Source organism: Streptomyces atroolivaceus, from assembly GCF_000717025.1.
GTDB classification, from domain to species: Bacteria; Actinomycetota; Actinomycetes; order Streptomycetales; family Streptomycetaceae; genus Streptomyces; species Streptomyces atroolivaceus.
The window spans coordinates 436,762-460,947 of record NZ_JNXG01000001.1; the positions used below are offsets into that span (position 1 = coordinate 436,762).

Here is a 24,186-nt window from a genome sequence, read left to right on the forward strand (position 1 = left end):
ACAGGCTTCGCCGGTAGGTGGGTATGAGTTTGTCCACAGTGCTGTCCCCCGGTCCGTGCACAGGATCGGATGGGTTGTCCACAGCATCTGGCCCGTCGTCCACATGCCCTGTGGATAACCAGATTGGCTGACGGTGCGGACCGGCCTACCGTGGTGCGGCGCCCGCACTCCGTTCCGGCTTGGAAGCCCGCAGAACTAGACGCGCCGGAACCGGAGTCGGGCGTCTTGTTTGTCGGTGCTGTGCCGTAAGAAAGAGTGGCACGGCTAGGTCCGCGAAGCGGACGGGAGGAGGTGGCCCGGTGAGCATTCCCGAGCCTTTGGACGATCCCTGGGCCGATGTCGGTCCCAGCGACCGTCTGCCCGTCTCCCGTCAGCGCCGCGGAGAGGGCAAGGCCCGCGACGAGCAGCACGAGCGTGGCCGGGAAAGCAGCTGGGAAGGCGGTGGGCCGTCCGGCTTCGAGCGGGTGCCCCCGCAGGACCTTGACGCCGAGCAGTCCGTGCTCGGCGGCATGCTGCTGTCCAAGGACGCCATCGCGGACGTCGTGGAGATCATCAAGGGCCACGACTTCTACCGCCCGGCCCACGAGACCGTCTACACGGCGATCCTCGATCTGTACGCCAAGGGCGAGCCGGCCGACCCGATCACGGTGGCGGCCGAGCTGGTCAAGCGCGGAGAGATCACCAAGGTCGGTGGAGCCCCGTATCTGCACACGCTCGTCCAGTCCGTGCCCACCGCGGCCAACGCTTCGTACTACGCGGAGATCGTCCACGAGCGGGCGGTGCTCAGGCGCCTGGTCGAGGCCGGCACGAAGATCACCCAGATGGGATACGCGGCCGACGGCGACGTCGACGAGATCGTCAACTCGGCGCAAGCCGAGATCTACGCGGTCACGGAGCAGCGCACCAGCGAGGACTACCTGCCGCTCGGCGACATCATGGAAGGCGCTCTCGACGAGATCGAGGCCATCGGGTCCCGCAGCGGGGAGATGACCGGTGTACCGACCGGGTTCACGGACCTCGACTCCCTGACGAACGGCCTGCACCCCGGCCAGATGATCGTCATCGCGGCCCGCCCCGCCATGGGTAAGTCCACTCTCGCCCTGGACTTCGCGCGCGCCTGCTCGATCAAGAGCAACCTGCCGAGCGTGATCTTCTCCCTGGAAATGGGGCGCAACGAGATCGCGATGCGCCTGCTGTCCGCCGAGGCCCGAGTGGCTCTCCACCACATGCGTTCCGGGACCATGACCGACGAGGACTGGACTCGCCTGGCCCGTCGGATGCCGGACGTGTCGGCGGCTCCGCTCTACATCGACGATTCGCCGAACCTCTCGATGATGGAGATCCGAGCCAAGTGCCGTCGCCTCAAACAGCGCAACGACCTCAAGCTTGTGGTCATCGACTACCTCCAGCTGATGCAGTCAGGCGGGGCCAAACGGGCGGAGAGCCGTCAGCAAGAGGTCTCGGACATGTCCCGAAACCTCAAGCTCCTTGCCAAGGAGCTCGAACTTCCCGTCATCGCCCTGTCCCAGCTGAACCGTGGACCCGAACAGCGCACGGACAAGAAGCCGATGGTCTCCGACCTGCGTGAGTCCGGCTCCATCGAGCAGGACGCCGACATGGTCATCCTTCTGCACCGCGAGGACGCGTACGAGAAGGAGTCACCGCGAGCCGGGGAGGCGGACCTGATCGTGGCGAAGCACCGTAACGGACCGACGGCGACGATCACCGTGGCGTTCCAGGGCCACTACTCCCGCTTCGTGGACATGGCTCAGACCTGACCTGGCCAGGTGTAGGTTTCCAGAGCCCGTGGCCACTTTCCACCGGCGTTGGCCACTGCGTGGCCCATAGGACACGGGCTTGGGAACCATGCCACTCAGAAGCGCCCCAGGGGGCAAGGCCGTGCACCGTGTGAGGCGCGGGGTCCGGAGCGCAGGCGATGGTGATAAGCGTTCGTCAGGCAGATGACGCGCAGGTCATCCTTGGGCATGACCTATTCCGGAGTTCTGCTCCCCAGTACCCGGCGCGCCCTGCTGCACCGCATCGCCGTCGCGCAGACCGAAGGCCGGGCCCCCTCTCTCGTAGCCGCGGTACAGCGGGACGGCGGGATCGCATGGAGCGGCGCACGCAGTTGTGTGGACGGCCATGACCCCGATGGTGATACGCAGTTCAGGATCGGGTCCATCACCAAGACGTTCACCGCTGTGCTGGTGATGCGTCTGCGCGACGAAGGGCTGCTGGATCTGGACGACCCCCTGGAGAAGCACCTGCCGGGCACGGGCGTCGGGCAGGTGACCGTGTTTCAACTGCTCGGCCACAGCGGGGGTCTGGGAGCCGAGACACCGGCGCCTTGGTGGGAGCGGACCCCTGGTGATGTGCGTCCGGAGCTTGCGGATGTGCTCGGCGAGAGGCCGTTGATCCATCCCTCCGGGCACGGGCACCACTATTCGAACCCCGGTTATACGCTGCTCGGTTCGCTGGTCGAGAAGGTGCGCGGTGACTCCTGGACCGAGGTGTTGCGCCGCGAGCTTCTGGAACCCCTCGGGATGAACCGCACGACTCCGCAGGCGCACGCCCCTCATGCGGGTGGCTGGGCCGTCCATCCATGGGCCGACGTGATGCTGCCCGAGCCGGCTGAGGACCTCGGGCTGATGGCGCCGGCCGGCCAGCTCTGGTCTACCACCACCGATCTTCTCCGCTTCGCGGGCTTCCTGGCGCAGGGTGATGAACGCGTGCTCCGTGGGTCCTCGGTCGCGGAGATGCGGGTTCCCGCTGCCCCGCCCGAGACAGGTGACTGGTCCGGCACGTATGGCCTCGGTCTTCAGGCCGTGCGGCGCGGGACCCGCACGCTCATCGGTCATTCGGGTTCGCTTCCCGGCTTCCTGGCCACGCTGTTGTTCAGCGTCGAGGATGACGTGGCAGCCGTGGTGCTTTCGAATGCCACCTCCGGCCCACTGACCGGTACCGTCGCCGCGGACCTCCTGGAGATCGTTGCCGACGCGGAGCCGAGGATCCCGGCGCCGTGGCGCCCGCTTCCCGAGGTCGATCAGGAGCTGCTGGCACTGACCGGGCCCTGGTACTGGGGCACGCAGGTCCACGGTGTGAAGCTGCTCGCGGACGGCGACCTCGAGTTCCAGCCATTGCGGGGCGCCGGTCGTGCGGCACGGTTCCGAGCACGCTCCGACGGGACCTGGACGGGGCTCAACGGTTACTACGCGGGGGAGACCCTCCGGATCGTGCGTGCCGCTGACGGAACTGTCGACCATCTCGAGCTGGCGTCATTCGTCTTCACCCGGGAACCGTACGACCGGAGCGCGGCTACTCCCGGGGGTGTCGATGAGGGGGGATGGCGAGGGCTTGCCACCTGAGTGGGGCGGGTCGGCGTTTCACGTGAAACGCCGACCCGCCCCACCAGCCATGTCGCTCCAGACTGATCAGGCCGTCAGTTCACGTTCCAGAGGCGTACGGAAGCGCGGGGTTATCCGGCTGGTGCCCAACCAGGCCGACAGCCGGGCCGCCTCCGCCTCGATGAGCTGTGTGGCGTCATCGCCCACGTCGGAAAGCAGCCGCCACACGAGCTCGCCGTCTGCGCGGTGTGCCCAGCCACCGACGATCCGGCCGTTCCACCACACTGTGGGCCCGATGTTTCCGGCGCGGTCGAAGAGCGCGGCACGGTGATCGGCGGGCAGGTGGAAGCCGCGGTCCCTCCATCCCATAGCGCTCGGGTCGAGACCGGGCAGCAGGGCCGCCCAGGGCTCCGGGGGAGGTTCAGCGTCGAGATCCCCTGGGGCGGCCCAGCCGACGGCCCCTCTGTCGAGCAGCACCTCCTCGGCGCCGACGGCAGCCAGGGCCGCACGCGTCTCACGTACGCCCCAGCCGGTCCACCATGCGAGGTCGCCCTCCGTGGCGGGGCCGTAGGAGTGGAGCCAGCGCCCGGCCACCTCCGCCCGGGCTTCGGCGGGATCCGACGCAGGCCAGGGAGCGGAGGCCGTCCAGCGGAATTGGCTGGATGTCCATGAACCGCGTGGCCGGCCCCGCCTGATGTGCCCCTCAGCGGCCAGTACCCGGATCACGCGGGAGGCGACTCCCTGGACCGCCTTCTGCTTCGTCCCGGGGAATACGGTGATCTTCGTGCGCAGCGCGGGCACGACGGCCGAAAGGTCGCTCCCTGTGGCGTGACCCCGAGCGGTCAGAACGGCGAGCGTCTGCCGCTCGGTATCGGCGAGCCACCGCTCGTCCAGGCCGTTGCCGTCCTCACGTAGATGCTTGAGGAGCTTCCGCCGTTCCTTGGCTGCCACGGCCCGTGCGTTCGACGCGTCGACGGCAGGTGCGAGGTCCCTGGACACAACGAACAGCGTGTTCCGCATGGAGAGCAGCCGCACCAGGGAAACGTCCTCGTAGAGGGCTCGCTCCACGGTTGCGGCGCCGGGGTCGGTCAGCCGCGCGCAGACGGAGAGGTGGACCGTGGCGGCATCCGTCGCGTGCAGGGCGACGACGGCGTCGGCCACTGCGACAGCGGAGGCGGTCCGCACGGACGGGGCCAGCAGATGCCGTCGGCCGAGCCTGGTCCTGCGCTGCTCGTCATCGACGCGGTACACGTGATGCCTCCCGTCGTGCGGAGTTGTGCGGACCTCCACGGTTCAGAGGCTGAGTTTGAACCCCACATGGCTTGCGGTGAAGCCGAGTCGCTCGTAGAAGCGGTGGGCGTCCGTACGCGTGGCGTCCGACGTCAGCTGCACCAGCTGGCAACCCTGACGCCTGGATTCGTCGACCGCCCACTGGATCAGCTGGGTGCCGAGGCCGCTGCTGCGCTCATCCGCGTGCACACGGACGCCTTCGATGACGGAACGGGTCGCACCACGCCGGGACAGCCCAGGAATGATCGTCAGCTGGAGGCTGCCCACGACACGGTCCTCGCGCACGGCCACGACCAGGTGCTGATTGGGGTCGTCGGCAAGCCGCCGGAAGGCGGCTTGATACGGGGCGAGGTCGCCTGGGGACTCGCGCTGCGCACCCAGCGGATCGTCGGCGAGCATGGCCACGATGGCGGGGAGGTGGGCGAGTGCTGCCGGACGTATGTCGAGATCGCTCATGATCGGCAGACTACGCAAGCCCGCCGGCTCAGGCGGGGATCTTCAGAGCCTCGACAGTCCGCACCAGGGGGGCCAGCTCGGGGTTCTCGGCAGCCTCGTCGAGAGCGGCGCGGAGTGCGGTGTCGTTGGTCGGCCTTGCCTCGCTCAGCAGCGTGAGACCCGCTTCCGTGACGTCCGTGTAGATGCCCCGCCGGTCTGTGTCACACAGGTACCGGGTGAGCAGCCCGCGGTCCTCGAGGCGGGTGACCAGACGGGTGGTGGCGCTCTGGCTCAGCACCACGGCGTCCGCCACCTGCTTCATCTGCAGGTGGCCGCCCGTGCCGCTGTGCTGGCGGCTCAGGACGTCGAGCAGGGAGAACTCACGCGCGCTGAGGCCGTGACGGGACTGAAGGGCACGTTCGATGCGGGCCTCGATCTTCCCGTGGAGCAGGGAGAGGGCGCACCAGCTCTGCGCGAGCGCGGTGAGGGCGGGATCTGTCGCTGTCATAGGTCTCTCCTCCGTGCGGGAGCTGCTTGCCTCCAGGATAGGGCACGTACGCAATAGCCCGCGCTTGCATTTAATAAGCGTCTGCAATTATTGTGGGCGCCCGTAAGGCGCAGATGCAACCTTTAGGGAAGGTGACACCCATGCCACTCGCGCTCCTCGCCCTTGCCATTGGGGCATTCGGTATCGGCACCACCGAGTTCGTGATCATGGGATTGCTTCCCGACGTCGCGGTGGACTTCCAGGTCTCGATCCCCGCCGCAGGGTTCCTGGTCACGGGCTATGCCCTGGGTGTGGTCCTCGGCGCTCCGCTGATGACCGTCCTGGGTACCCGCGTGACCAGAAAACGGATGCTGATGCTCCTCATGGGGCTGTTCATCGTGGGGAACGTGGTCTCCGCACTGGCACCCGTCTTCGGTGTCATGCTTGCCGGACGGGTCATCGCCTCACTCGCCCATGGTGCGTTCTTCGGTATCGGCTCGGTTGTGGCCGCTGATCTCGTCGCGCCGGAGAAGAAGGCGGGAGCCATCGCCATGATGTTCACCGGCCTCACCGTCGCCAACGTCGTCGGGGTCCCGCTGGGGACCTTCGTCGGCCAGAACTTCGGCTGGCGCGTCACGTTCTTCGTCGTCGCGGGACTTGGGGTCCTGGGGCTTCTCGGTGTGGCCAAGCTCGTTCCCGAGCAGCCGAAGCCCGAGGGAGTACGGATCCGTCACGAGCTCGCAGCGTTCCGCAACGTGCAGGTCCTGCTCGCCATGGCGATGACGGTCCTCGGCTTCGGAGGCGTTTTCGCGGCGATCACCTACATCACCCCGATGATGACGGAGACCGCCGGCTTCGCGACGTCGTCGGTCACGTGGCTGCTGGTCCTCTTCGGGCTCGGCATGGTCGGCGGAAATCTGCTCGGTGGCAAGTTCGCCGACCGACATCTGATGCCGATGCTGTACGTGTCGCTCGGCGCACTCGCCGCTGTTCTGGCCCTGTTCACGCTGACCGCGCACAACAAGCTCGCCGCCGCGGTGACCATCGTCCTCATCGGAGCTCTTGGCTTCGCGACCGTGCCGCCGCTCCAGAAGCGGGTCCTGGACCAGGCAGCCGGTGCGCCCACCCTGGCCTCGGCCGTCAACATCGGTGCCTTCAACCTGGGGAACGCGCTCTCCGCATGGCTCGGCGGCATCGTCATCGCGGCCGGGCTCGGATACACCGCCCCCAACTGGGTCGGCGCCGTACTCGCAGCCTCCGCGCTGCTCCTGGCAGTGCTCTCCGGTGCGCTCGAGCGCCGGACGGTCAACGGTGACCAGGCGGTTGCCTCTCCCGGCCCTGCCTCAGGCGCCGGCCCCGGCGAGTCGGTCCCCACGGCTTCAGCACCGATATCGCGGTGATGAAGACGTACGTGGCCGCGGCCACCGAGGGTGCGACGACCAGATCGACGCGGGTCGTCCCCCGGGCCGCGGCCTCGATGCCCGGTCGGAGCGAAAAGATCGACAGTCCAGTGGTGATCATGGTCAGCCAGAGCTTCGTCCAGACCCAGCGGTGCCTGACCAGGCCCACGGGGCGCCGAGTGGCAGCGGCAGGCCGATGCAAGGGAAAGCACTATGTGAGCGGCGAGGATGCTTCGGTGAACAGGACGCCTGAGTGGTTTCACGTGAAACACGATGGCGGCCACGGAGGACGCGGCCATCCGACCGCGGGAGTAACCACGGCTACCTGTGCCTCGGCGTACGCGGCGTGCCGGGCCTGCTCCTCGTATCGCCTCGCTCCGAGGACAGGCGTCAGCCCAGATCGGGCGCGTGCATCGCGCGTACACCCTCGATGTTGGCATCCAGATAGTGCCGAAGAGACAGGGGGACGAGGTGTACGGCCGCGATTCCGACGCGGCTGAACGGCACACGGACCACCTCGTACTCGCCACAGGGCTCGTCGATCTCGGGCCCGTGCCGACGCGTCAGGTCCATCGAAGCGAGTCGGCAGACGAAGAAGTGCTGCACCTTCACGCCTTTTACGCCGCCGCCGGCGATGTGCTCGACGGTGTCGACGAAGCAGGGCACGACATCGACGACCTTGGCACCGAGCTCTTCGTCGACCTCCCGGTGCAGTGCGTCGACCACGGTGGCGTCCTCCGGCTCGACGCCACCGCCCGGCGTGATCCAGTACGGGTCGACTCCGGGCTTGGTGCGCTTGATCAGGATGAGGTCATCGCCGTCGAGCAGGACGGCGCGTGCTGTGCGCTTGACCACGGGGCGTTCGGTCATGGCAAGAGAGTGGCCCGGGAAACCCCATCTGAAACGCGTGGCGGCCGGCCGGTCACCAGTCCACCGCAGCACGCACCAGCCACTCGTGCGCCCGCGCAATGTGCGGGAGTCCGAGTGTGCCGGTCCTCGCGACGAGGAAGTACGTGCGCAACGGCGGTACCGGGGGGTCGAGCAGCGCCACTACTTCGCCTCGCTCCAGTGCGCTCTCGCAGAGGTAGCGCGGAAGAACGGCGAGGCCCGCGCCCGCTGCCGCGCACTCCAGCACCGCGCGGAGATCCGGTGCGATCACGGCGGCGGCAGCGGCCGGACGGCTGTCGAAGACCGTCGCCCAGTAGCGGGAGACCAGGGGAAGGCTTTCGTGGACCTCGACCACCGGCAGTTGCTCCAGCAGTACGGAACCCTTGTGCCGCAGCGCCCCGGGTCCCAGGCGTCCCGCCCAGCGCGGGGCTGCGACCAGGACGTGCTCCTCGTCGCAGAGGGTGGTCGATATCAGGAGCCCACCCCGCGGACGGGCGGTCGTGATGGCCAGATCGTGATGTCCGGCGGCCAGCCCGTCCAGCGATTCCTCGGTGTTCGCGGCGAAGGTGCTGCGCAGCGTCAGCCCTTGGGAGATCAGCGGGGTGAGGGCGGGCAGCGCCCGTACGGAGGTGAACTCGGGGGGCCCGGCCAGGTGCAGTGTCCTGGTCCCCGAACCCTCGTCGAGTCCCGCCTCGACGATGTCGACCAGAGCGTCCAGGTGAGGGGCTGCTCGGTGGGCGAGCTCGTCGCCGACGGTGGTCGGGGTCACTCCACGGGCCCTGCGAAGGAAGAGCGGGCGGCCCAGTTGCCGCTCCAGCGTGCGTATCTGCGAGGTGACGGCCGGCTGGGAGAGCCCGAGCAGGGCGGCGGCCCGGGTGAATGAACCGGCCCGGTGCACCGTGACGAACGTGCGCAGCAGGGCCAGGTCCACGGCTCGCCCCCTAACCTCCGCGACGATGCGCCGTCCCGCACCGTCCCCTCGTGAACGCCCAACGATAAAAATGTCGATAGGTCGCTGTCGATACTGTGATTGGACACTGACGCAGAGTCAACTAGCCTTGTCCAGACGGTTCTCAGCGCAAGAACCGGGGCGGTCCGAGTCATGAGGGGGGAGGCTCGGACCGCTCGTCCCGCGCAGGACCGGCCCGGTGGACGGGGACGCCCGTCCCGGGCCGGTCCTGCCAGGCCCGTAGGGGAGTGGTCAGCGCCCGGACGCGTCCAGCGCCCGCATCACGTCTGCCAGCAGGTCCTCGGGGTCCTCGGCGCCGACCGAGAAGCGGACGAAACCCTCCGGCACCGCGTCCCCGCCCCAGCGCGCCCGGCGCTCGGCCGTGGACCGTACGCCGCCGAAGCTCGTCGCTTCCTCGACGAGGCGCAGCCCCGCCAGAAAACGTTCCGCGGTGGCCCTGTCCGCCAGGACGAACGAGACCACGGAGCCGAAGCGCCGCATCTGCCGGACCGCGGTCGGGTACGAAGGGTCGTCGGGCAGCCCCGGATACCGGAGCCCTGTCACGTCCGTGCGCTCGGCCAAGGCCTCGGCGAGTGCCAGCGCGGTCGTGCACTGGCGGTCGATGCGCAGCTGCAGCGTGGCCAGCGAACGGTGCGCCAGCCAGGCCTCCATGGGGCCCGGAATGGCTCCGACCACCTTGCGCCAGCGCCGCACTCCGGCCGAGAGCCGCGGGTCGAGGCAGCTCACATGGCCGAGGAGGATGTCCCCGTGCCCGGTCATGCCCTTCGTGTCGCTGGCCACCGAGAAGTCCGCCCCCAGCTCGAGGGGCCGCTGGCCGAGAGGGGTGGCGAGGGTGTTGTCGACCGCGACCAGGACTCCCGCGGCGTGCGCGGCCTCGACGAGCCTGCGCACATCACAGACGTCGAGCCCGGGGTTGGAGGGAGTCTCGATCCACAGCAGCTTCGCCCCGTCGAGGAGCTCCAGCTGGGCGTCGCCGCCGGTCGGCGCGGTCCGTACCTCGACGCCGTACGCCTCCAGCTGCTCCCGCACCAGAGGAAGCGCCTGATAGCCGTCGTCGGGCAGGACCACGGTGTCACCCGTGCGTGCCTGTGACAGCAGTACCGCCGAGATGGCGGCCATACCCGAGGCGAAGACCGTGGTCTCGACCTGCTCCCCCGGCGCCTCCAGCTCGCCGATGGCGCGCTCGAGATGGGTCCAGGTGGGATTCGTCTCCCGGCCGTAGGTGTAGGGACCGACGGGCTCGCCGGACAGATGGAAGTGCGCGGCGAAGACCGGACCGGGAAGTGTGGGCTCGTACTGCTCCGGTTCGGGCAGGCCTGCCCGTACGGCCCGTGTCCCGTCGCCCGTGGTGCTCATGTTCATTCCCTCGTCTCTCCCCGGTGTTCACCGGTCCGCTGTGCACTGTGTCATCAGGGGGCGGATCAGTCCTCGTCGGGGAGCACCACGTTGAGCGCCCAGGACACGACCGCGATGATCAGACCGCCCAGGACCGCGGTCCAGAAGCCGTCGACATGGAAGTCCAGGTCGAAGAGCCCGGCCAGCCAGGAGGTAAGCATCAGCATCAGAGCGTTGACCACAAGTGTGATCAGCCCGAGCGTCAGGATGAACAGAGGCAGGGTGAGCAGCTTCACCACCGGCTTGACGACGAAGTTCACCACGCCGAACAGCAAAGCCACGACGATCAGCGTGAGCACCTTGCGCCCGGTGTCGTCACCAGTCAGCGTGATGTCCTGAAGCAACCAGATGGCGACGGCCAGCGCACCCGCGTTGGCGATCGTCTTGACTACGAAATTCTTCATGTGTCTGATCGTGGCAGACACGACCGGTGGCGGTCACCGGCGGGACTGATCAGCACGGGCGCGAGGGGCGGACGGACGATGAAGGCATTCAGACTGGACGAGCTGGAGGCGGAACGCGCTGCCAACGACGGCGCTTACCTGCAGTTCATCCGGGAACGCAACATGTCCGTCGGGCTGTACGCCCTCGACGCCGGCGCGCTCGACCCCCAGCAGCCGCACAAGCAGGACGAGGTGTACCTCGTCGTCAGCGGTCGCGCCTCACTCACGGTCGGCACGGAGACCACACAGGTCGCGCGGGGGAGCGTCGTGTACGTGCCGGCGGGGGCCGCCCACAAGTTCCACCACATCACCGAGGACCTCCGGGTGATGGTGATCTTCTCGCCGCCGGAGGGCTGAGCGCCCAGGGGTTCCACCGCCGCCGGACTCACCTGGCCCCCGGGGTTCCCTAGGGGATCACTCAGGGGACTTCAAGGGATCCCGGGCGCCCGTCGGGCACCCCCACGCCTCTAGCATCGAAGCAGGAACTCATAGAGACGAGGTAACGGCGATGTCGGTGCGGCAGATTTTCGCGGGGATGCCCTGGTGGGTGAAGTGGGTCGCGGTGCCTCTGATCGCGATCGTCGTGTTCGGCGGCCTGATCGCCAGCGTGGTCGGGTTCGTCATCGGACTGCTGTTCAAGGTGCTGGTGTTCGTCGTCCTCGTCGGTGGTCTGATCTTCGTCGTGCGGAAGTTCCTCTCCTCCTCCGAGCGCAGCGACTGGTAGTCATGGCGGGCGGGCCCGGTCACGCGGAGTCCGGGGGCCCGCGTGAAGGGTCGGCGATTTCGCGGATTAGCCCAGCTGAGCTAAGTCCAGGACGAAACCTCACTCGTGACGGAACGTGCCGATACAGTGGCGTACCGCTGCCGCCAGCTTGGAAATGACGGTCCGTCACCATCCTGCCCAGTGGTTTGTGCGACCGTCCGGTCTCCGGACCCCAGGCTCGCGGCGGGCCCGTGGGGGCGGCCCCCTCGGGAGGGCTGAGAGCCCGTCACCATGCCTGGGGGTGACCTGTGACCACGGCATCGAGTACCGCTGTCCCGACGTTGATCGGATCGGTTCAGCGGGCGTTGCGACTTATGGAGGCTGTGGGCACCCATCGGGACGGTGCCCCGGCGAAGCAGCTCGCCCGGGAGGCCGGGCTTCCCCTCCCCACCGCCTATCACCTGTTGCGCACCCTGACCCATGAGGGGTATCTCCGCAGGGAGAACGGCGTCTTCCTGTTCGGAGCCGCAGCCGAGCGGCTGGGCGGAGGTCCCGCGACTCCGCGGCCCGGAGTGATCGTGGAGTCGCTCGCCCACTGGGCGGACGTCATCGGGGCGCCCGTGTACTGCGCCCTGTACAAGGACGGCGAGATCGAGATGGTCGCGGTGGCCGAGACTCCCGCTGTCCCCGCCGTGCGCGAATGGGCGTCGTTCCGTGAGACCGGACATGCCCACGCCCTCGGGCAGTGTCTCCTCGGCCAGCTCGACGAGCGTGCGCGTGAGGATCATCTGGACCGGCACCCTGTCCGGCCGCTCACGCGCTACTCCGTAAGAGACCGTCAGGCGTTCCTGCACCGGCTGAGATCGATGGAACGTACGGAACCTGTCGTCGAACGGCAGGAGTACGTCCTGGGGACGGTCTGTGCCGCCATTCCGATCACTGTCGGTTCCGCCGTGGCGGCGATGGCTGTTTCTCTCCCCCTGCACCAAGAAGAACGGTTGCTCCCCGCAGTCGAACAACTACGCTGCGAAGTGACCACCCTCTTGCGCTCGTTCGTGTTCTCTATCAGTATCTGAAAAATCACTCCTTGTGATCTGCTATCGCGTGCACCACGATGGCGTCAATAGGGCCACGGGGGATCATTCCTGGCCAGATTCATCTACTGCGGGGTTGAACGATGCGCGAGTCGGTTCAAGCAGAGGTCATGATGAGCTTCCTCGTCTCCGAGGAGCTTTCCTTCCGTATTCCGGTGGAGCTCCGGTACGAGGTCAGCGATCCGTATGCGATTCGGATGACCTTCCACCTGCCAGGTGACGCCCCCGTCACCTGGGCATTCGGCCGTGAGCTGCTGCTCGACGGCCTCAACAGCCCCAGTGGTGACGGTGATGTCCACATCGGCCCGACCGAGCCCGAAGGTCTGTCGGACGTGCATATCCGCCTTCAGGTGGGCGCTGACCGTGCGCTCTTCAGGGCCGGCACGGCACCTCTCGTGGCTTTTCTCGACCGGACGGACAAGCTGGTGCCACTGGGGCAGGAGCACACGCTGGGTGACTTCGACGGAAGCCTGGAAGAGGCGCTGGGCCGCATCCTCGCCAAGGAACAGAACGCCGGCTGAACAGGAAGGTCCGGCTGAACACCGAACACCGGCCGTCCACGTCCATGCGTCCGGTGCCCTGGCTCACGCCTTGCGGCGCCGGCCCCTCCCGGTCCGTACGGGTGCAGGAGCTCCGGCTTCCGTGCCGAGCCCCGTGCGGTCCGCGGAGACCACCAGGGCCGCGAGCACCGTCGTCACCGGCACCGAGGCGACCAGCCCGATCGACCCGACCAGGGTCCGGACGATCTCTTCTGCGACCAGTTCGCTGTTGGCCACCGTGCCCACGCTGCTCTGAGCGATCGAGAAGAGCAGCAGCAGCGGGAGCGCCGCGCCCGCGTAAGCGAGCACGAGCGTGTTGACGACCGAGGCGATGTGGTCGCGCCCGATCCGGATGCCTGCCCGGTAGAGCCCGCGCACGCCCATCGTCGGATCGGCCTGGTGCAGTTCCCAGACCGCCGACGTCTGGGTGACGGTCACGTCGTCGAGGACTCCGAGCGAGCCGATGATCACACCGGCCAGTAGGAGGCCGCTCATGTCGATCTCCGGGTACAGCCCATGGATGAGCCCGGTGTTGTCGTCCGTGTTGCCTGACAGGCTGGCCCAGCCGATGAAGAGGGAGCCGAGGAGCCCGATCAGCAACAGCGAGATGAGCGTGCCGATGACGGCCACGGAGGTGCGGGCCGTCAGGCCGTGACAGGTGTAGAGGGCGATCAGCATGATGGCGCTGGCACCGATCACCGCCACGACCAGAGGATTCGAGCCCTGCAGGATCGCAGGCAGGATGAACAGGGTCAGTACGGCGAAGGAGACGGCGAGAGCGATGAGCGCCATCAGCCCGCGCAGTCTGCCCACCACGACCACCGCGAGGGCGAAGATTCCGGCGAGCAGCGCCATCGGGACCGAACGGTCCACGTCGGTCACCGAGTACTGCAGGTCCCGGGGCGCGTCGGGCGCGTACGCGACGACGACCCCCTGGCCCTCGCGCAGTTGCCGGGGGGCGTCGGGCTGGACGACCTCGACGAACGTACGGCCCTTGTCCTTACCGGTCGTGACCTCGACCGTGGCCTTCTTGCACTGGCCCGACTGCTCGTTGACCGCCTCGCGGCCCGAAGGGGTGGAGGTGTCACCCGTCGGTGGTACCTGCGAGGCGTTGACGTCGGCGCAGTCGACCGACAGGACCTTCGTCACCCGCCCGTCCTGGGTCTGCCGGTCGAAGCCGACACCGGTGCGCTCGTGGTCGGGGGCACCACCGGGCCAGAACGCCACGAGACCGACCAGGACCGCGGTCGCGAAGGGGATCACCACGGCCGCGATGACCTTACGCAGGTGTTGGGACACGGGTGCGGCAGGACCGTGGCTGTGGGAGTGGCCGTGCGCATGACTCTGCGTGCTGCCTGATGCGGGGCCGTGGGGTTCGGGGGCGCTTCCGGGGGACGTCACCCCACGATCATCCCAAGAAGTGGGGAGGCCCTCTGGTCAGCACGCCAGAAGGGAGGCTAGCGTGGAGGCACATTTGTACACGCGGGAGCTCGGAGCACCGGGCTGAGAGGGCGCTGACCTCCGTACGTCGATACGGGACACGCTGCGCCGACCGCCGAACCTGTTACCGGGTAATGCCGGCGTAGGGAGTAGGTCTCATGACCACAGCGGACGCACGCACGCCTGCCTCGATACGGAATGCGCAGAATGCGCAGCCCTCGGCTGAGACGGCGGCCACCGCGGCCACCGCCAGTGCGGGGAACGACGGGGCCGGGAAGTCCATCGGCTGGCACAAGGGGTACGTCCAGGGCTCACGCCCGGATCTCCGGGTTCCGGTCCGTCAGGTGCACCTCACCAACGGCAAGGACGTGACGCTGTACGACACGTCCGGGCCGTACACCGACCCCGCCACCGACACCGATGTACGTCGAGGGCTCGCCCCGCTCCGGGAAGGCTGGATCATCGCCCGCGGCGACACCGAGGAGTACACGGGCCGCCCCGCGCGCCCCGAGGACGACGGGCTCAGGCACACCTCGCCGCGCGGGGGCCTGCGCAACCTCGACGCGGTCTTCCCGGGCCGCCCGCGACAGCCCCGTCGCAGCCGCGACGGCCGGCCGGTCACACAGCTCGCGTACGCCCGCCGGGGGGAGATCACCCCGGAGATGGAGTACGTCGCGATCCGGGAGAACGTCGAACCCGAGGTGGTGCGCGAGGAGATCGCGGCGGGCAGGGCGGTCCTGCCGGCCAACGTCAACCACCCGGAGATCGAGCCGATGATCATCGGCAAGCGCTTCCTGGTGAAGGTGAACGCCAACATCGGCAACTCCGCCGTGACCTCCTCCATCGAGGAGGAGGTGGACAAGATGACCTGGGCCACCAAGTGGGGCGCCGACACGGTCATGGACCTTTCCACCGGCCGCAACATCCACACCACCCGGGAGTGGGTCCTGCGCAACTCCCCCGTGCCGATCGGCACCGTCCCCCTCTACCAGGCACTCGAGAAGGTCGACGGCCGGGCCGAGGAGCTGACGTGGGAGATCTACAAGGACACCGTCATCGAGCAGGCGGAGCAGGGCGTCGACTACATGACGGTGCACGCCGGAGTGCGGCTGCCGTACGTCCCGCTGACGGCGCGCCGCAAGACCGGCATCGTCTCGCGCGGTGGGTCCATCATGGCGGCCTGGTGCCTGGCCCACCACAAGGAGTCGTTCCTTTACGAGCACTTCGAGGAGCTGTGCGAGATCCTCGCGGCCTACGACGTCACGTACTCGCTCGGCGACGGGCTGCGTCCCGGTTCCATCGCCGATGCCAACGACGAGGCGCAGTTCGCCGAACTCCGCACGCTCGGTGAGCTCAACACAGTCGCCAAGCGGGCCGGCGTCCAGACGATGATCGAGGGTCCGGGGCACGTCCCGATGCACAAGATCAAGGAGAACATCGATCTCCAGCAGGAGATCTGCGAAGAGGCCCCGTTCTACACGCTGGGCCCCCTCACGACTGATGTCGCGCCCGCGTACGACCACATCACCTCGGGCATCGGTGCGGCGATGATCGCCTGGTGGGGGACGGCCATGCTCTGCTACGTCACGCCCAAGGAGCACCTGGGGCTGCCGAACCGTGACGACGTGAAGACGGGCGTCATCACGTACAAGATCGCCGCTCATGCGGCTGACCTCGCCAAGGGGCACCCCGGGGCGCAGGAGTGGGACGACGCCCTGTCGGACGCCCGGTTCGAGTTCCGCTGGGAGGACCAGTTCAATCTGGCGCTCGACCCGGACACGGCGCGGGAGTTCCACGACGAGACGCTGCCGGCCGAGCCGGCGAAGACGGCTCACTTCTGCTCGATGTGCGGTCCCAAGTTCTGCTCGATGAAGATCTCCCACGACATCCGGCGGGAGCACGGGGACGAACAGGCCGAGATCGAGGCGGGGATGGCCGAGAAGTCCAAGGAGTTCGCTGCGGCGGGCAACAGGGTCTATCTGCCGATCGCGGACTGACGTCGGCGGCCCGCGGCGGTCACGGCGTCGTCCCGGCCCCGGCCGGCCGGGACGACGCCGCCCGCTCCGGCCGGTGGGTCCTGATGTCGCTCATTCCGGCTGATGCTCGGGCCCGCCGAAATCCGGGCTGGTGAAGTCAGGGCTGGTGAAGGTCGGGCGCGGGCCGGCGGAGGAGCCGTCCTCCGGCCCGGAGAAGTCGGGTCTGCTGTAGCCGATCTTCGGGATCCGATGGGCCGAGCGGTGTGGTGTCCGCGAGGCGGGCCCCGCCGTCGGGTCGGCCAGCGCGTCCCGGAGGAACGGGAGGATGCCGCGTTCCAGAAGGGCGTGGCGCCAGGCCTCGCGGGCGCGTGCCACGTCCTCCGGGAGCTCCTCCTCCTCGTCCAGGGCGGGCAGCGCGGTGGCACCGTTGCGCAGGGCGGTGACGAGGAGCCCCACAGCGGCGACGAGGATGGCCGCAGCGGCGACGGCCGCGAAGAACCACCCCGCGGCGACCATGGTCCCGGCGAAGGCCGGGGTGGGGTCGAGCGCCTTGAGGGGATAGCCGATCAGCAGGAATATGAGAGCGGCCGTGCCCGCGAGGACGGGTGCCAGTACGGCGATCACCGCGAGGGTGCCGGCGCCTGTGGGGTCGGCGTCGCCGGCGGCGGGGCCGAGGACCGACGCGTGCGCATCCGGGTCGACCGGTCCGCGCAGCTCGCCGCGGGCCCTCACGTAGTGGTCGTACTCGGTGGCGGCCGCCGCGGTGATCAGGGGCGTGGCGTCGAGCGCCATCGTCCGCAGCTGTTCCGTGTTGAGACGGTCGCCGACTCCGTCCAGATCCGGTCGTTCGTGAGCATGACGCAGTGCGTCGGCAAGGATCCGCTCGTACTCGGGGCGGTCCTCGGCCAGCAGGTGCGGAGCGCTTTTCATGTGCATCCCCCGATGCTCCGTAGGGCCTGACCGACCGTGCGGGCCGGGCGGTCGGGCGGAAACGGAGGAGAGCCTGCTACTGATACGCCGATGGTAGAGCGCCTACGGCACGGCGTGACAGGGGGTTTCCGGAAATAGGCCCGGCCGTCGACGGTGTCGTGACCTGATGCGTCCTTCCCGCCGGCCCTCTGTCAATGCAGGGGAAGTTGGACGACCAGCAGCTTTCCGGCCATCGTCACACCACCGTCCATGGCGATGGCGAGCCCTTCGGCGTAGACGTGGGGGCCGTCCACCACGGGCCGTGCCGCGTCCTCGCCCTCCTCGGGACCGACCTCGCCCAGCAGATAGGGGATGGGGCTGTGACCGTGGACGACGCGCTGCCCGCCGTACGTCGACATCAGTTCGCGAACGGCCTGTGCGCCGCCCTCGTCGCGGAAGGCGAACCGCTTGGTGAGTTTGCGGAAGAGGTCCCAGCACTCATCGGCGTCGTTCCGCGTGAGGATGGCGTGCACCGTGTCGTTGACGTCCTCGATGGTGGATCCGTAGTCGAGGTAGGCCGTCGTGTCGGAGTGCATCAGCAGGTGCCCGTCCTCCTCGACGACCGCGTCGAGCCGGGCCATCCACTGGAGGTGGACGTCCTGGAGCCGTTCCATGTCCGTCTTCTGGCCGCCGTTGAGCAGCCATGCGGCCTGGAAGGTGGCCGTCCCGGCGCCGGAGTTCACCGGGGTGTCGCCGAACCTCTTGGCGCCCAGCAACAGCAGTTCGTGGTTGCCCATGAGGGCCTTGCAGTACCCGCCGGCCGCCGCGGCCTCCGCGGAGAGGCGCATGACGAGGTCGATGACACCGATGCCGTCCGGGCCGCGGTCGGTGAAGTCGCCGAGGAACCAGAGTCTGGCGTTCCCGGCCGCCCACCGTCCGTCGGCGTCGACGAGGCCCTGCTCACACAGGGCGGCCAGGAGCTCGTCCAGGTAGCCGTGGACGTCGCCGACGACGAACAGCGGACCGAGGCCGGATTCACCTGAGGGACGGCCCTCCGGGACGGCCTGGACCTGGACGGTGTCGCCGCGGTTGATCACGGGCAGATCGCGCTCGGTGGGGGTGTACCCCTCCGGCGGTTCGTCGCCCACCGCGACGTTGCCGGGGTGCGGCAAGGGCGGGTCCATCGGCACCTGCGCATACGGCGGTACGCGGAAGTCACGCAACGTCGCTGTCCGCACTACGGGTTCCTGACCGGCCCCCTGAGTCATCGACCCCTCCACCACCGTCGCGCCTCCGTACACCTGACGGGCCCTGCCTGGTAGAGGTGGTCCGCGGTGTCGTGCGCCCATCATAGGAATGCGGATCGTCCTGTGTGACGCACCAGGGGTGGTGAATCCGTGCGCACACCTGGTTCGTCGGCCGTTTGGTCCGGATTAATCCGATCAGTCCCCGGCAGGGGACCGCGGAGCGCTGACCGTGGTGCGCGGCGGACGCCGCTGCGAGGACGTCCGGACGATGAGCTCCGTAGGTATCACCTGCTCCACCGGGCCGTCGTGTTCGACCCCCTCGATGGCGTCGATGAGGAGTTGGACGACCGCCGTGCCGATTCTGCGGGGCTTCAGCGAGAGCGTGGTGATGGGGGGCTCGGTCGACGCGTAGACGGTCGATTCGCTGCAGCAGACGAGCAGGAGGTCCTCAGGGACCCGCAGGCCGTAGCGGCGCGCGGCGGCGAGCAGATCGGTGCCGTTGGGGTCGAAGAGCCCGTAGACGGCGTCCGGGCGGTCGGGACGGGCGAGCAGGCGGTCCGCGGCGACCGCGCCGGCGCGGGGATCGTGGGCCGGGTAGGACTCGTAGACCGGATCCTGGCCGACCCGCTCGCACCAGTGGAGGTAGGCGGTGGTGGAGAGGCGGGTGTACGTGTCGGTGGTGGTGCCGGTGAGCAACCCGATACGGCGCGCTCCCGCGGCCGCGAGGTGGTCCAGGAGGTCGAGGACGGCCGCCCGGTGATCGTTGTCGACCCAGGCCGTGACCGGAAGTGTCCCCGCTGGCCGTCCGTCGGAGACGACCGGGAGGCCCTGGCGTACGAGTTCGGTGACCACGGGGTCCTGGTCGGACGGGTCGATGACCACCGTCCCGTCGAGGGCGACGTTGGACCAGACGTCGTGTCGTGAGGTGGCGGGAAGGATCACGAGGGCGTAGCCACGGGCGAGCGCGGCCGAAGTGGCGGCTCTCGCCATCTCCGCGAAGTACGCGAATTCGGTGAAGGTGAAAGGTTCATCCCCGTATGTGGTCACGGTCAGGCCGATGAGCCCCGACTTTCCGGTCCGCAGGGTCCGGGCCGCTGCGGACGGGCGGTAGCCCAGCCGCTCGGCGACCTCGCGGACATGGCGGCGGGTGGTGTCCGGGAGCCTGCCCTTGCCGTTGAGGGCGTCGGAAACGGTCGTGATGGAGACCCCGGCCGCTGCGGCTACGTCCCGGATCCCCGCCCGTCCCTGTCGGCCGCCGCGCCGGGGGGTCTCTGTCCGGCTCACCTGGTGCTTCCCTGCTGCTGTCATGGCGAGCCGATAGTAGGGCTCCGACGCCGGATCGGGACGGACGCATATGCGCCCGTTGACAGGCACGTTTCTGCAAGATCATAAGAGTGTAAATGCCTTGCAAAACAAGGGCGTTGAGGGTGCCCAGGTCAATGTGCCCTGCATCGACGCACGCGAACCTGCTGGATGGTCCATGTCTCGAAGTGGTCTCAACTCACCTGTTCGAGGGATGCGCGCCACGGAGTGAGCGACCGGCGCGCGGCGAGATGCGCGGCGCTCCCCTCTCCGGGTCCGCCGGAGAGGGGCACGGCGGACGATTCCCGGCGGGCCGCGATTTCGGAACCTTGACATTCGCACAGGTGCCCAATCCTCATAAGGTGAGCAGTATTGATGTGTACGGACGGTCGAGGAGGACCTGCGGTGAGCGAGACGAGCCCCAAGCTGCGCGCCGAGCTGGACGGCGTCCCTGCGTATGTGCCGGGCAAGCCGGCCTCCGCGGAGGGACCGGTTGCCTTCAAGCTGTCCTCCAACGAGAACCCGTATCCCCCGTTGCCCGGTGTCATGGAGTCGGTTCTCGGCGCGGCGGCCACCTTCAACCGGTACCCGGACATGGCCTGTACCGGTCTGATGAACGAACTGGCCGACCGATTCGGCGTGCCGGTCTCCCACCTCGCAACCGGTACGGGCTCGGTCGGTGTCGCCCAGCAGTTGCTCCAGGCCACCTCGGGCCCTGGTGACGAGGTCATCTACGCCTGGCGCTCGTTCGAGGCCTATCCGATCATCACGCAGATCAGCGGCGCCACATCGGTCAAGGTCCCGCTGACCGGCGGCGAGGTGCACGATCTCGACGCCATGGCCGGCGCGGTCACCGACCGGACGCGCATGATCTTCGTCTGCAATCCGAACAACCCGACGGGCACGGTGGTCCGCCGGGCGGAGCTGGAACGCTTCCTTGACCGCGTCCCCGACGATGTCCTGGTGGTGCTCGACGAGGCGTACAAGGAGTTCATCCGGGACGCCGATGTGCCGGACGGCATCGAGATCTACCGGGACCGGCCGAATGTCGCGGTGCTCCGGACCTTCTCCAAGGCCTATGGCCTCGCGGGCCTGCGGGTCGGCTTCGCCGTGGCGCACGAGCCCGTGGCGGCGGCGCTGCGCAAGACGGCCGTCCCCTTCGGCGTCAGCCAGGTCGCCCAGGACGCCGCGGTCGCCTCGCTGCGCGCCGAGGACGAGCTGCTCGGGCGGGTCGGATCGCTGGTCGGCGAGCGCGCCCGGGTGTACGACGGGCTCGTGGGGCAGGGGTGGACCGTTCCGGAGTCCCAGGCGAACTTCGTCTGGCTGCGGCTCGGGGACCGTACGCTCGACTTCGCCGGGGTCTGCGAGCGGGCGGGTGTGGTCGTGCGGCCGTTCGCCGGTGAGGGTGTGCGGGTCACGATCGGGGAGGCCGAGGCCAACGACGTGTTCCTGAAGGTGGCGGAGTCCTTCCGCAGGGAGCAGTAGCCCCGGTCCGCGTCCGATGGACTTCCGGTGGCCCCGGACCTCGATCACCGAGGTCCGGGGCCACCTGTTTTCAGTGCGGGGCGGTGCCGCCCCGTGCCTCGGAGACCTGTCCGGTTTCGGCTGTCTCGGCCGGGTCGGCCGGAAAGCACCCCCCACTCGATGCCTTCGAAGACTTGTGCGCCATAATGCTTGTGAATGTGAACGCGTTCACAAGCGCGCCCCGTTTCCTCCCATGATCGGGTGGATTGACTGGGCATCTGCGGCTGTGATCACGGCGACGTAAGGAGAAGAGTCGTGGAGCTGGCTCTGGCACCAGAGACCCTGGCGCGATGGCAGTTCGGCATCACCACCGTCTACCACTTCCTGTTCGTCCCCCTGACGATCTCTCTCGCCGCGCTCACCGCCGGCCTGCAGACCGCCTGGGTGCGCACGGACAACGAGAAGTACCTCAGGGCCACCAAGTTCTGGGGAAAGCTGTTCCTGATCAACATCGCCATGGGCGTGGTCACCGGCATCGTCCAGGAGTTCCAGTTCGGGATGAACTGGTCCGACTACTCGCGGTTCGTGGGTGACGTCTTCGGCGCCCCGCTCGCCTTCGAGGCGCTGATCGCGTTCTTCTTCGAGTCCACCTTCATCGGCCTGTGGATCTTCGGCTGGGACAAGCTGCCGAAGAAGATCCATCTCGCCTGCATATGGATGGTGTCCATAGGCACGATCCTCTCGACCTTCTTCATCCTGGCCGCCAACTCCTGGATGCAGCACCCGGTCGGCTACCGCATCAACGAGGAACGCGGCCGCGCCGAGCTCACCGACTTCTGGAAGGTGCTCACCCAGGACACCGCGCTCACCCAGTTCTTCCACACCATCACGGCGGCCTTCCTGGTCGGAGGCGCCTTCATGGTCGGGATATCCGCCTTCCACCTCGCCCGCAGGAAGCACATCCGTGTGATGCGCACCTCACTACGGGTCGGGCTGGTCACGGTGGTGGCCGCCGGCATGCTCACCGCTGTCAGCGGGGACACGCTCGGCAAGGTGATGTTCAAGCAGCAGCCGATGAAGATGGCCGCGGCGGAGGCCCTGTGGGAGGGCGAGGAGGGCGCTCCCTTCTCGCTCTTCGCGGTCGGGGACGTCGCCGAGGGGCACAACGACGTGGAGGTCTCCATACCCGGAGTGCTCTCCTTCCTGGCCGACAACACCTTCACCTCCTACGTCCCGGGCATCAACGACATCAACAAGGAGTTGCAGGAGACCTACGGGCCCGGTGACTACCGGCCCAACATCCCGGTCGCCTTCTGGAGCTTCCGCTGGATGATCGGCTTCGGCATGGCGTCCTTCGGGCTCGGCCTGCTGGGTCTGTGGCTGACGCGACGGAAGTTCCTGCTGCCGCCGGCGCTGCGCACAGGCGAGGACGAGGTGCCGAATCTCGTCCTGTTCAGGAACAGGGCGCTGAGCCCGAAGCTCGCCGGGCTCTACTGGCTCACCGCCCTCTGGACCATGATGTTCCCCCTGATCGCCAATTCCTGGGGCTGGATCTTCACCGAGATGGGACGCCAGCCCTGGGTGGTGTACGGCGTCTTCCAGACCCGTGACGCGGTCTCTCCGGGGGTCTCGCAGGGGGAGGTCCTCACCTCCATGATCGGCTTCACGGTGCTCTACGCGGTGCTCGCCGTCATCGAGGTGAAGCTCCTCGTGAAGTACATCAAGGCCGGGCCGCCCGAGCTCACCGAGGCCGACCTCAACCCGCCCACCCGGATCGGCGGTCACGACCAGGACGCCGACCGGCCGATGGCCTTCTCCTACTGAGATCAAGCGGAGCTGAGAGATGGAACTCCACGACGTCTGGTTCGTGCTCATCGCCGTCCTGTGGACCGGCTACTTCTTCCTGGAGGGATTCGACTTCGGTATCGGGGTACTCACCAAGCTGCTGGCCCGTGACCGCAAGGAACGCCGGGTTCTGATCAACACGATCGGGCCGGTCTGGGACGGTAACGAGGTGTGGCTGCTCAGCGCGGGCGGCGCGACCTTCGCCGCCTTCCCGGAGTGGTACGCCACCCTGTTCTCCGGCTTCTACCTGCCCCTGCTGGTCATCCTGCTCTGCCTGATCGTCCGGGGGGTCGCGTTCGAGTACCGGGCGAAGCGGCCCGAGGAGCGCTGGCAGACCAACTGGGAGCACGCGATCTTCTGGACCTCGCTGATCCCGGCCGTCCTCTGGGGTGTGGCCTTCGGGAACATCGTCCGCGGCGTGAAGATCGACGCCGACATGGAGTACGTCGGCAACCTCTGGGACCTGCTCAACCCGTACGCCGTCCTGGGCGGGCTGGTCACGTTGTTCCTCTTCACCTTCCACGGGGCGGTGTTCGCCGCTCTCAAGACCGTCGGGGACATCAGGGAGCGGGCACGCGGCCTGGCCTTCAAGCTGGGTCTGGCCACCGCTGTACTGGCTCTGGGCTTCCTCGTCTGGACCCAGGCGGACAACGGCAACGGGTGGAGCCTGACGGCGATGATCATCGCCGTGGTGTCCCTGGTCGCGGCCATCGGCGCCATCGCGGCGGGTCGCGAGGGCTGGTCCTTCGCGTTCTCCGGTGTGACCATCGCCGCGGCGGTCGCGATGCTCTTCCTGACACTCTTCCCGAACGTCATGCCGTCCTCGCTGAACGACGCCTGGAACCTGACGGTCTCCAACGCGTCCTCCAGCCCGTACACCCTCAAGATCATGACCTGGTGCGCCGGCATCGCCACCCCGGTGGTGCTGCTTTACCAGGGATGGACGTACTGGGTGTTCCGCAAGCGCATCGGGACGCATCACATCGCCGATGCGCACTGAGCACGCGGATGCGCA

22 protein-coding genes are annotated in these 24,186 nt (G+C 68.2%); 11 read left to right on the forward strand and 11 right to left on the reverse strand.

Annotated elements, in window-relative coordinates:
• Positions 1 to 299 precede the first annotated feature (299 nt).
• Both dnaB and OO67_RS01945 read left to right on the forward strand, forming a co-directional pair.
• A complete protein-coding gene (gene dnaB / locus OO67_RS01940; RefSeq protein WP_033296791.1) occupies positions 300 to 1,778 on the forward strand; it encodes a replicative DNA helicase in 1,479 nt (492 codons plus the stop codon).
• A gap of 207 nt (positions 1,779 to 1,985) precedes the next feature.
• The gene (locus OO67_RS01945; RefSeq protein WP_033296792.1) at positions 1,986 to 3,365 is read left to right on the forward strand and encodes a serine hydrolase domain-containing protein; all 1,380 of its coding nucleotides are present in this window, start codon (positions 1,986 to 1,988) and stop codon (positions 3,363 to 3,365) included.
• A gap of 66 nt (positions 3,366 to 3,431) precedes the next feature.
• Here the strand turns inward: OO67_RS01945 and OO67_RS01950 are convergent, their stop codons facing one another.
• Genes OO67_RS01950 through OO67_RS01960 form a run of 3 tightly spaced genes read right to left on the reverse strand, consistent with a single transcriptional unit; the run spans position 3,432 to position 5,577 of the window.
• Complete coding sequence (locus OO67_RS01950) at positions 3,432 to 4,595, reverse strand: winged helix DNA-binding domain-containing protein (RefSeq protein ID WP_033296793.1); 1,164 nt, start codon at positions 4,593 to 4,595, stop codon at positions 3,432 to 3,434.
• Between the two features lie 42 nt (positions 4,596 to 4,637).
• Positions 4,638 to 5,090: a GNAT family N-acetyltransferase gene (locus OO67_RS01955; RefSeq protein WP_033296794.1), complete on the reverse strand. Its 453-nt coding sequence runs from the start codon at positions 5,088 to 5,090 to the stop codon at positions 4,638 to 4,640.
• A gap of 28 nt (positions 5,091 to 5,118) precedes the next feature.
• Complete coding sequence (locus OO67_RS01960; protein WP_033296795.1) at positions 5,119 to 5,577, reverse strand: MarR family winged helix-turn-helix transcriptional regulator; 459 nt, start codon at positions 5,575 to 5,577, stop codon at positions 5,119 to 5,121.
• A gap of 140 nt (positions 5,578 to 5,717) precedes the next feature.
• On the opposite strand from OO67_RS01960, the gene OO67_RS01965 reads away from it, so the two are divergent.
• Entirely contained in the window at positions 5,718 to 6,956 is a 1,239-nt protein-coding gene (locus tag OO67_RS01965; RefSeq protein WP_033296796.1) for an MFS transporter, read from the forward strand.
• A 390-nt stretch (positions 6,957 to 7,346) separates the two neighbouring features.
• Here OO67_RS01965 and OO67_RS01970 read toward each other — a convergent pair whose 3' ends face one another.
• From OO67_RS01970 to OO67_RS01985, 4 genes are all read right to left on the reverse strand, one after another.
• Positions 7,347 to 7,826 carry an NUDIX domain-containing protein gene (locus OO67_RS01970; RefSeq protein WP_033296797.1) on the reverse strand — a complete coding sequence of 160 codons (480 nt, stop codon included), beginning with the start codon at positions 7,824 to 7,826 and terminating at the stop codon, positions 7,347 to 7,349.
• 52 nt (positions 7,827 to 7,878) lie between these two features.
• On the reverse strand, positions 7,879 to 8,775 hold the full coding sequence (locus OO67_RS01975; protein ID WP_033296798.1) for a LysR family transcriptional regulator: 897 nt from the start codon (positions 8,773 to 8,775) through the stop codon (positions 7,879 to 7,881).
• A gap of 270 nt (positions 8,776 to 9,045) precedes the next feature.
• Positions 9,046 to 10,170, reverse strand: coding sequence for a cystathionine gamma-lyase (locus tag OO67_RS01980; RefSeq protein WP_033297009.1), 1,125 nt, complete (start codon positions 10,168 to 10,170; stop codon positions 9,046 to 9,048).
• A gap of 65 nt (positions 10,171 to 10,235) precedes the next feature.
• Positions 10,236 to 10,613, reverse strand: a complete 378-nt coding sequence (locus tag OO67_RS01985) for a phage holin family protein (RefSeq protein WP_033296799.1) — start codon at positions 10,611 to 10,613, stop codon at positions 10,236 to 10,238.
• Positions 10,614 to 10,691: 78 nt separating this feature from the next.
• On the opposite strand from OO67_RS01985, the gene OO67_RS01990 reads away from it, so the two are divergent.
• The 4 genes from OO67_RS01990 to OO67_RS02005 all read left to right on the forward strand — a co-directional run bounded on the left by OO67_RS01990 (position 10,692) and on the right by OO67_RS02005 (position 12,970).
• Positions 10,692 to 11,009: a cupin domain-containing protein gene (locus OO67_RS01990; RefSeq protein WP_033296800.1), complete on the forward strand. Its 318-nt coding sequence runs from the start codon at positions 10,692 to 10,694 to the stop codon at positions 11,007 to 11,009.
• 157 nt (positions 11,010 to 11,166) lie between these two features.
• Positions 11,167 to 11,376: a DUF5326 family protein gene (locus tag OO67_RS01995; protein ID WP_033297010.1), complete on the forward strand. Its 210-nt coding sequence runs from the start codon at positions 11,167 to 11,169 to the stop codon at positions 11,374 to 11,376.
• A gap of 287 nt (positions 11,377 to 11,663) precedes the next feature.
• Entirely contained in the window at positions 11,664 to 12,431 is a 768-nt protein-coding gene (locus OO67_RS02000; RefSeq protein ID WP_208860941.1) for an IclR family transcriptional regulator, read from the forward strand.
• Between the two features lie 101 nt (positions 12,432 to 12,532).
• Positions 12,533 to 12,970: an SsgA family sporulation/cell division regulator gene (locus OO67_RS02005; protein ID WP_033296801.1), complete on the forward strand. Its 438-nt coding sequence runs from the start codon at positions 12,533 to 12,535 to the stop codon at positions 12,968 to 12,970.
• Between the two features lie 63 nt (positions 12,971 to 13,033).
• Here OO67_RS02005 and OO67_RS02010 read toward each other — a convergent pair whose 3' ends face one another.
• Positions 13,034 to 14,389, reverse strand: coding sequence for a YibE/F family protein (locus tag OO67_RS02010; protein WP_033296802.1), 1,356 nt, complete (start codon positions 14,387 to 14,389; stop codon positions 13,034 to 13,036).
• 197 nt (positions 14,390 to 14,586) lie between these two features.
• On the opposite strand from OO67_RS02010, the gene thiC reads away from it, so the two are divergent.
• Positions 14,587 to 16,425, forward strand: coding sequence for a phosphomethylpyrimidine synthase ThiC (thiC, locus tag OO67_RS02015; RefSeq protein ID WP_033296803.1), 1,839 nt, complete (start codon positions 14,587 to 14,589; stop codon positions 16,423 to 16,425).
• A gap of 90 nt (positions 16,426 to 16,515) precedes the next feature.
• Here the strand turns inward: thiC and OO67_RS02020 are convergent, their stop codons facing one another.
• From OO67_RS02020 to OO67_RS02030, 3 genes are all read right to left on the reverse strand, one after another.
• Positions 16,516 to 17,340, reverse strand: coding sequence for a hypothetical protein (locus OO67_RS02020; RefSeq protein WP_033296804.1), 825 nt, complete (start codon positions 17,338 to 17,340; stop codon positions 16,516 to 16,518).
• A gap of 185 nt (positions 17,341 to 17,525) precedes the next feature.
• The gene (locus OO67_RS02025; protein ID WP_033296805.1) at positions 17,526 to 18,581 is read right to left on the reverse strand and encodes a metallophosphoesterase; all 1,056 of its coding nucleotides are present in this window, start codon (positions 18,579 to 18,581) and stop codon (positions 17,526 to 17,528) included.
• 174 nt (positions 18,582 to 18,755) lie between these two features.
• Complete coding sequence (locus OO67_RS02030; RefSeq protein ID WP_063746127.1) at positions 18,756 to 19,868, reverse strand: LacI family DNA-binding transcriptional regulator; 1,113 nt, start codon at positions 19,866 to 19,868, stop codon at positions 18,756 to 18,758.
• Positions 19,869 to 20,267: 399 nt separating this feature from the next.
• Here OO67_RS02030 and hisC point away from each other — a divergent pair, with 399 nt between their 5' ends.
• From hisC to cydB, 3 genes are all read left to right on the forward strand, one after another.
• Positions 20,268 to 21,347 (forward strand): histidinol-phosphate transaminase, encoded by a 1,080-nt coding sequence (gene hisC / locus OO67_RS02035; RefSeq protein WP_033296807.1) that lies wholly within the window; start codon positions 20,268 to 20,270, stop codon positions 21,345 to 21,347.
• Positions 21,348 to 21,641: 294 nt separating this feature from the next.
• The gene (locus OO67_RS02040) at positions 21,642 to 23,150 is read left to right on the forward strand and encodes a cytochrome ubiquinol oxidase subunit I (protein ID WP_033296808.1); all 1,509 of its coding nucleotides are present in this window, start codon (positions 21,642 to 21,644) and stop codon (positions 23,148 to 23,150) included.
• 19 nt (positions 23,151 to 23,169) lie between these two features.
• Positions 23,170 to 24,171 carry a cytochrome d ubiquinol oxidase subunit II gene (gene cydB, locus OO67_RS02045; RefSeq protein WP_033296809.1) on the forward strand — a complete coding sequence of 334 codons (1,002 nt, stop codon included), beginning with the start codon at positions 23,170 to 23,172 and terminating at the stop codon, positions 24,169 to 24,171.
• Positions 24,172 to 24,186: the final 15 nt, after the last annotated feature.

What these genes read in the sequence shown, in the direction of transcription:
- OO67_RS01945 (WP_033296792.1), top strand. Translation starts at nt 1,986, where the DNA reads ATGACCTATTCCGGAGTTCTGCTCCCCAGTACCCGGCGCGCCCTGCTG.
- OO67_RS01955 (WP_033296794.1), bottom strand. Translation starts at nt 5,090, where the DNA reads ATGAGCGATCTCGACATACGTCCGGCAGCACTCGCCCACCTCCCCGCC.
- OO67_RS01960 (WP_033296795.1), bottom strand. Translation starts at nt 5,577, where the DNA reads ATGACAGCGACAGATCCCGCCCTCACCGCGCTCGCGCAGAGCTGGTGC.
- OO67_RS01965 (WP_033296796.1), top strand. Translation starts at nt 5,718, where the DNA reads ATGCCACTCGCGCTCCTCGCCCTTGCCATTGGGGCATTCGGTATCGGC.
- OO67_RS01970 (WP_033296797.1), bottom strand. Translation starts at nt 7,826, where the DNA reads ATGACCGAACGCCCCGTGGTCAAGCGCACAGCACGCGCCGTCCTGCTC.
- OO67_RS01980 (WP_033297009.1), bottom strand. Translation starts at nt 10,170, where the DNA reads ATGAGCACCACGGGCGACGGGACACGGGCCGTACGGGCAGGCCTGCCC.
- OO67_RS01985 (WP_033296799.1), bottom strand. Translation starts at nt 10,613, where the DNA reads ATGAAGAATTTCGTAGTCAAGACGATCGCCAACGCGGGTGCGCTGGCC.
- OO67_RS01990 (WP_033296800.1), top strand. Translation starts at nt 10,692, where the DNA reads ATGAAGGCATTCAGACTGGACGAGCTGGAGGCGGAACGCGCTGCCAAC.
- OO67_RS02005 (WP_033296801.1), top strand. Translation starts at nt 12,533, where the DNA reads ATGCGCGAGTCGGTTCAAGCAGAGGTCATGATGAGCTTCCTCGTCTCC.
- thiC (WP_033296803.1), top strand. Translation starts at nt 14,587, where the DNA reads ATGACCACAGCGGACGCACGCACGCCTGCCTCGATACGGAATGCGCAG.
- OO67_RS02020 (WP_033296804.1), bottom strand. Translation starts at nt 17,340, where the DNA reads ATGCACATGAAAAGCGCTCCGCACCTGCTGGCCGAGGACCGCCCCGAG.
- OO67_RS02025 (WP_033296805.1), bottom strand. Translation starts at nt 18,581, where the DNA reads ATGACTCAGGGGGCCGGTCAGGAACCCGTAGTGCGGACAGCGACGTTG.
- OO67_RS02030 (WP_063746127.1), bottom strand. Translation starts at nt 19,868, where the DNA reads ATGACAGCAGCAGGGAAGCACCAGGTGAGCCGGACAGAGACCCCCCGG.
- cydB (WP_033296809.1), top strand. Translation starts at nt 23,170, where the DNA reads ATGGAACTCCACGACGTCTGGTTCGTGCTCATCGCCGTCCTGTGGACC.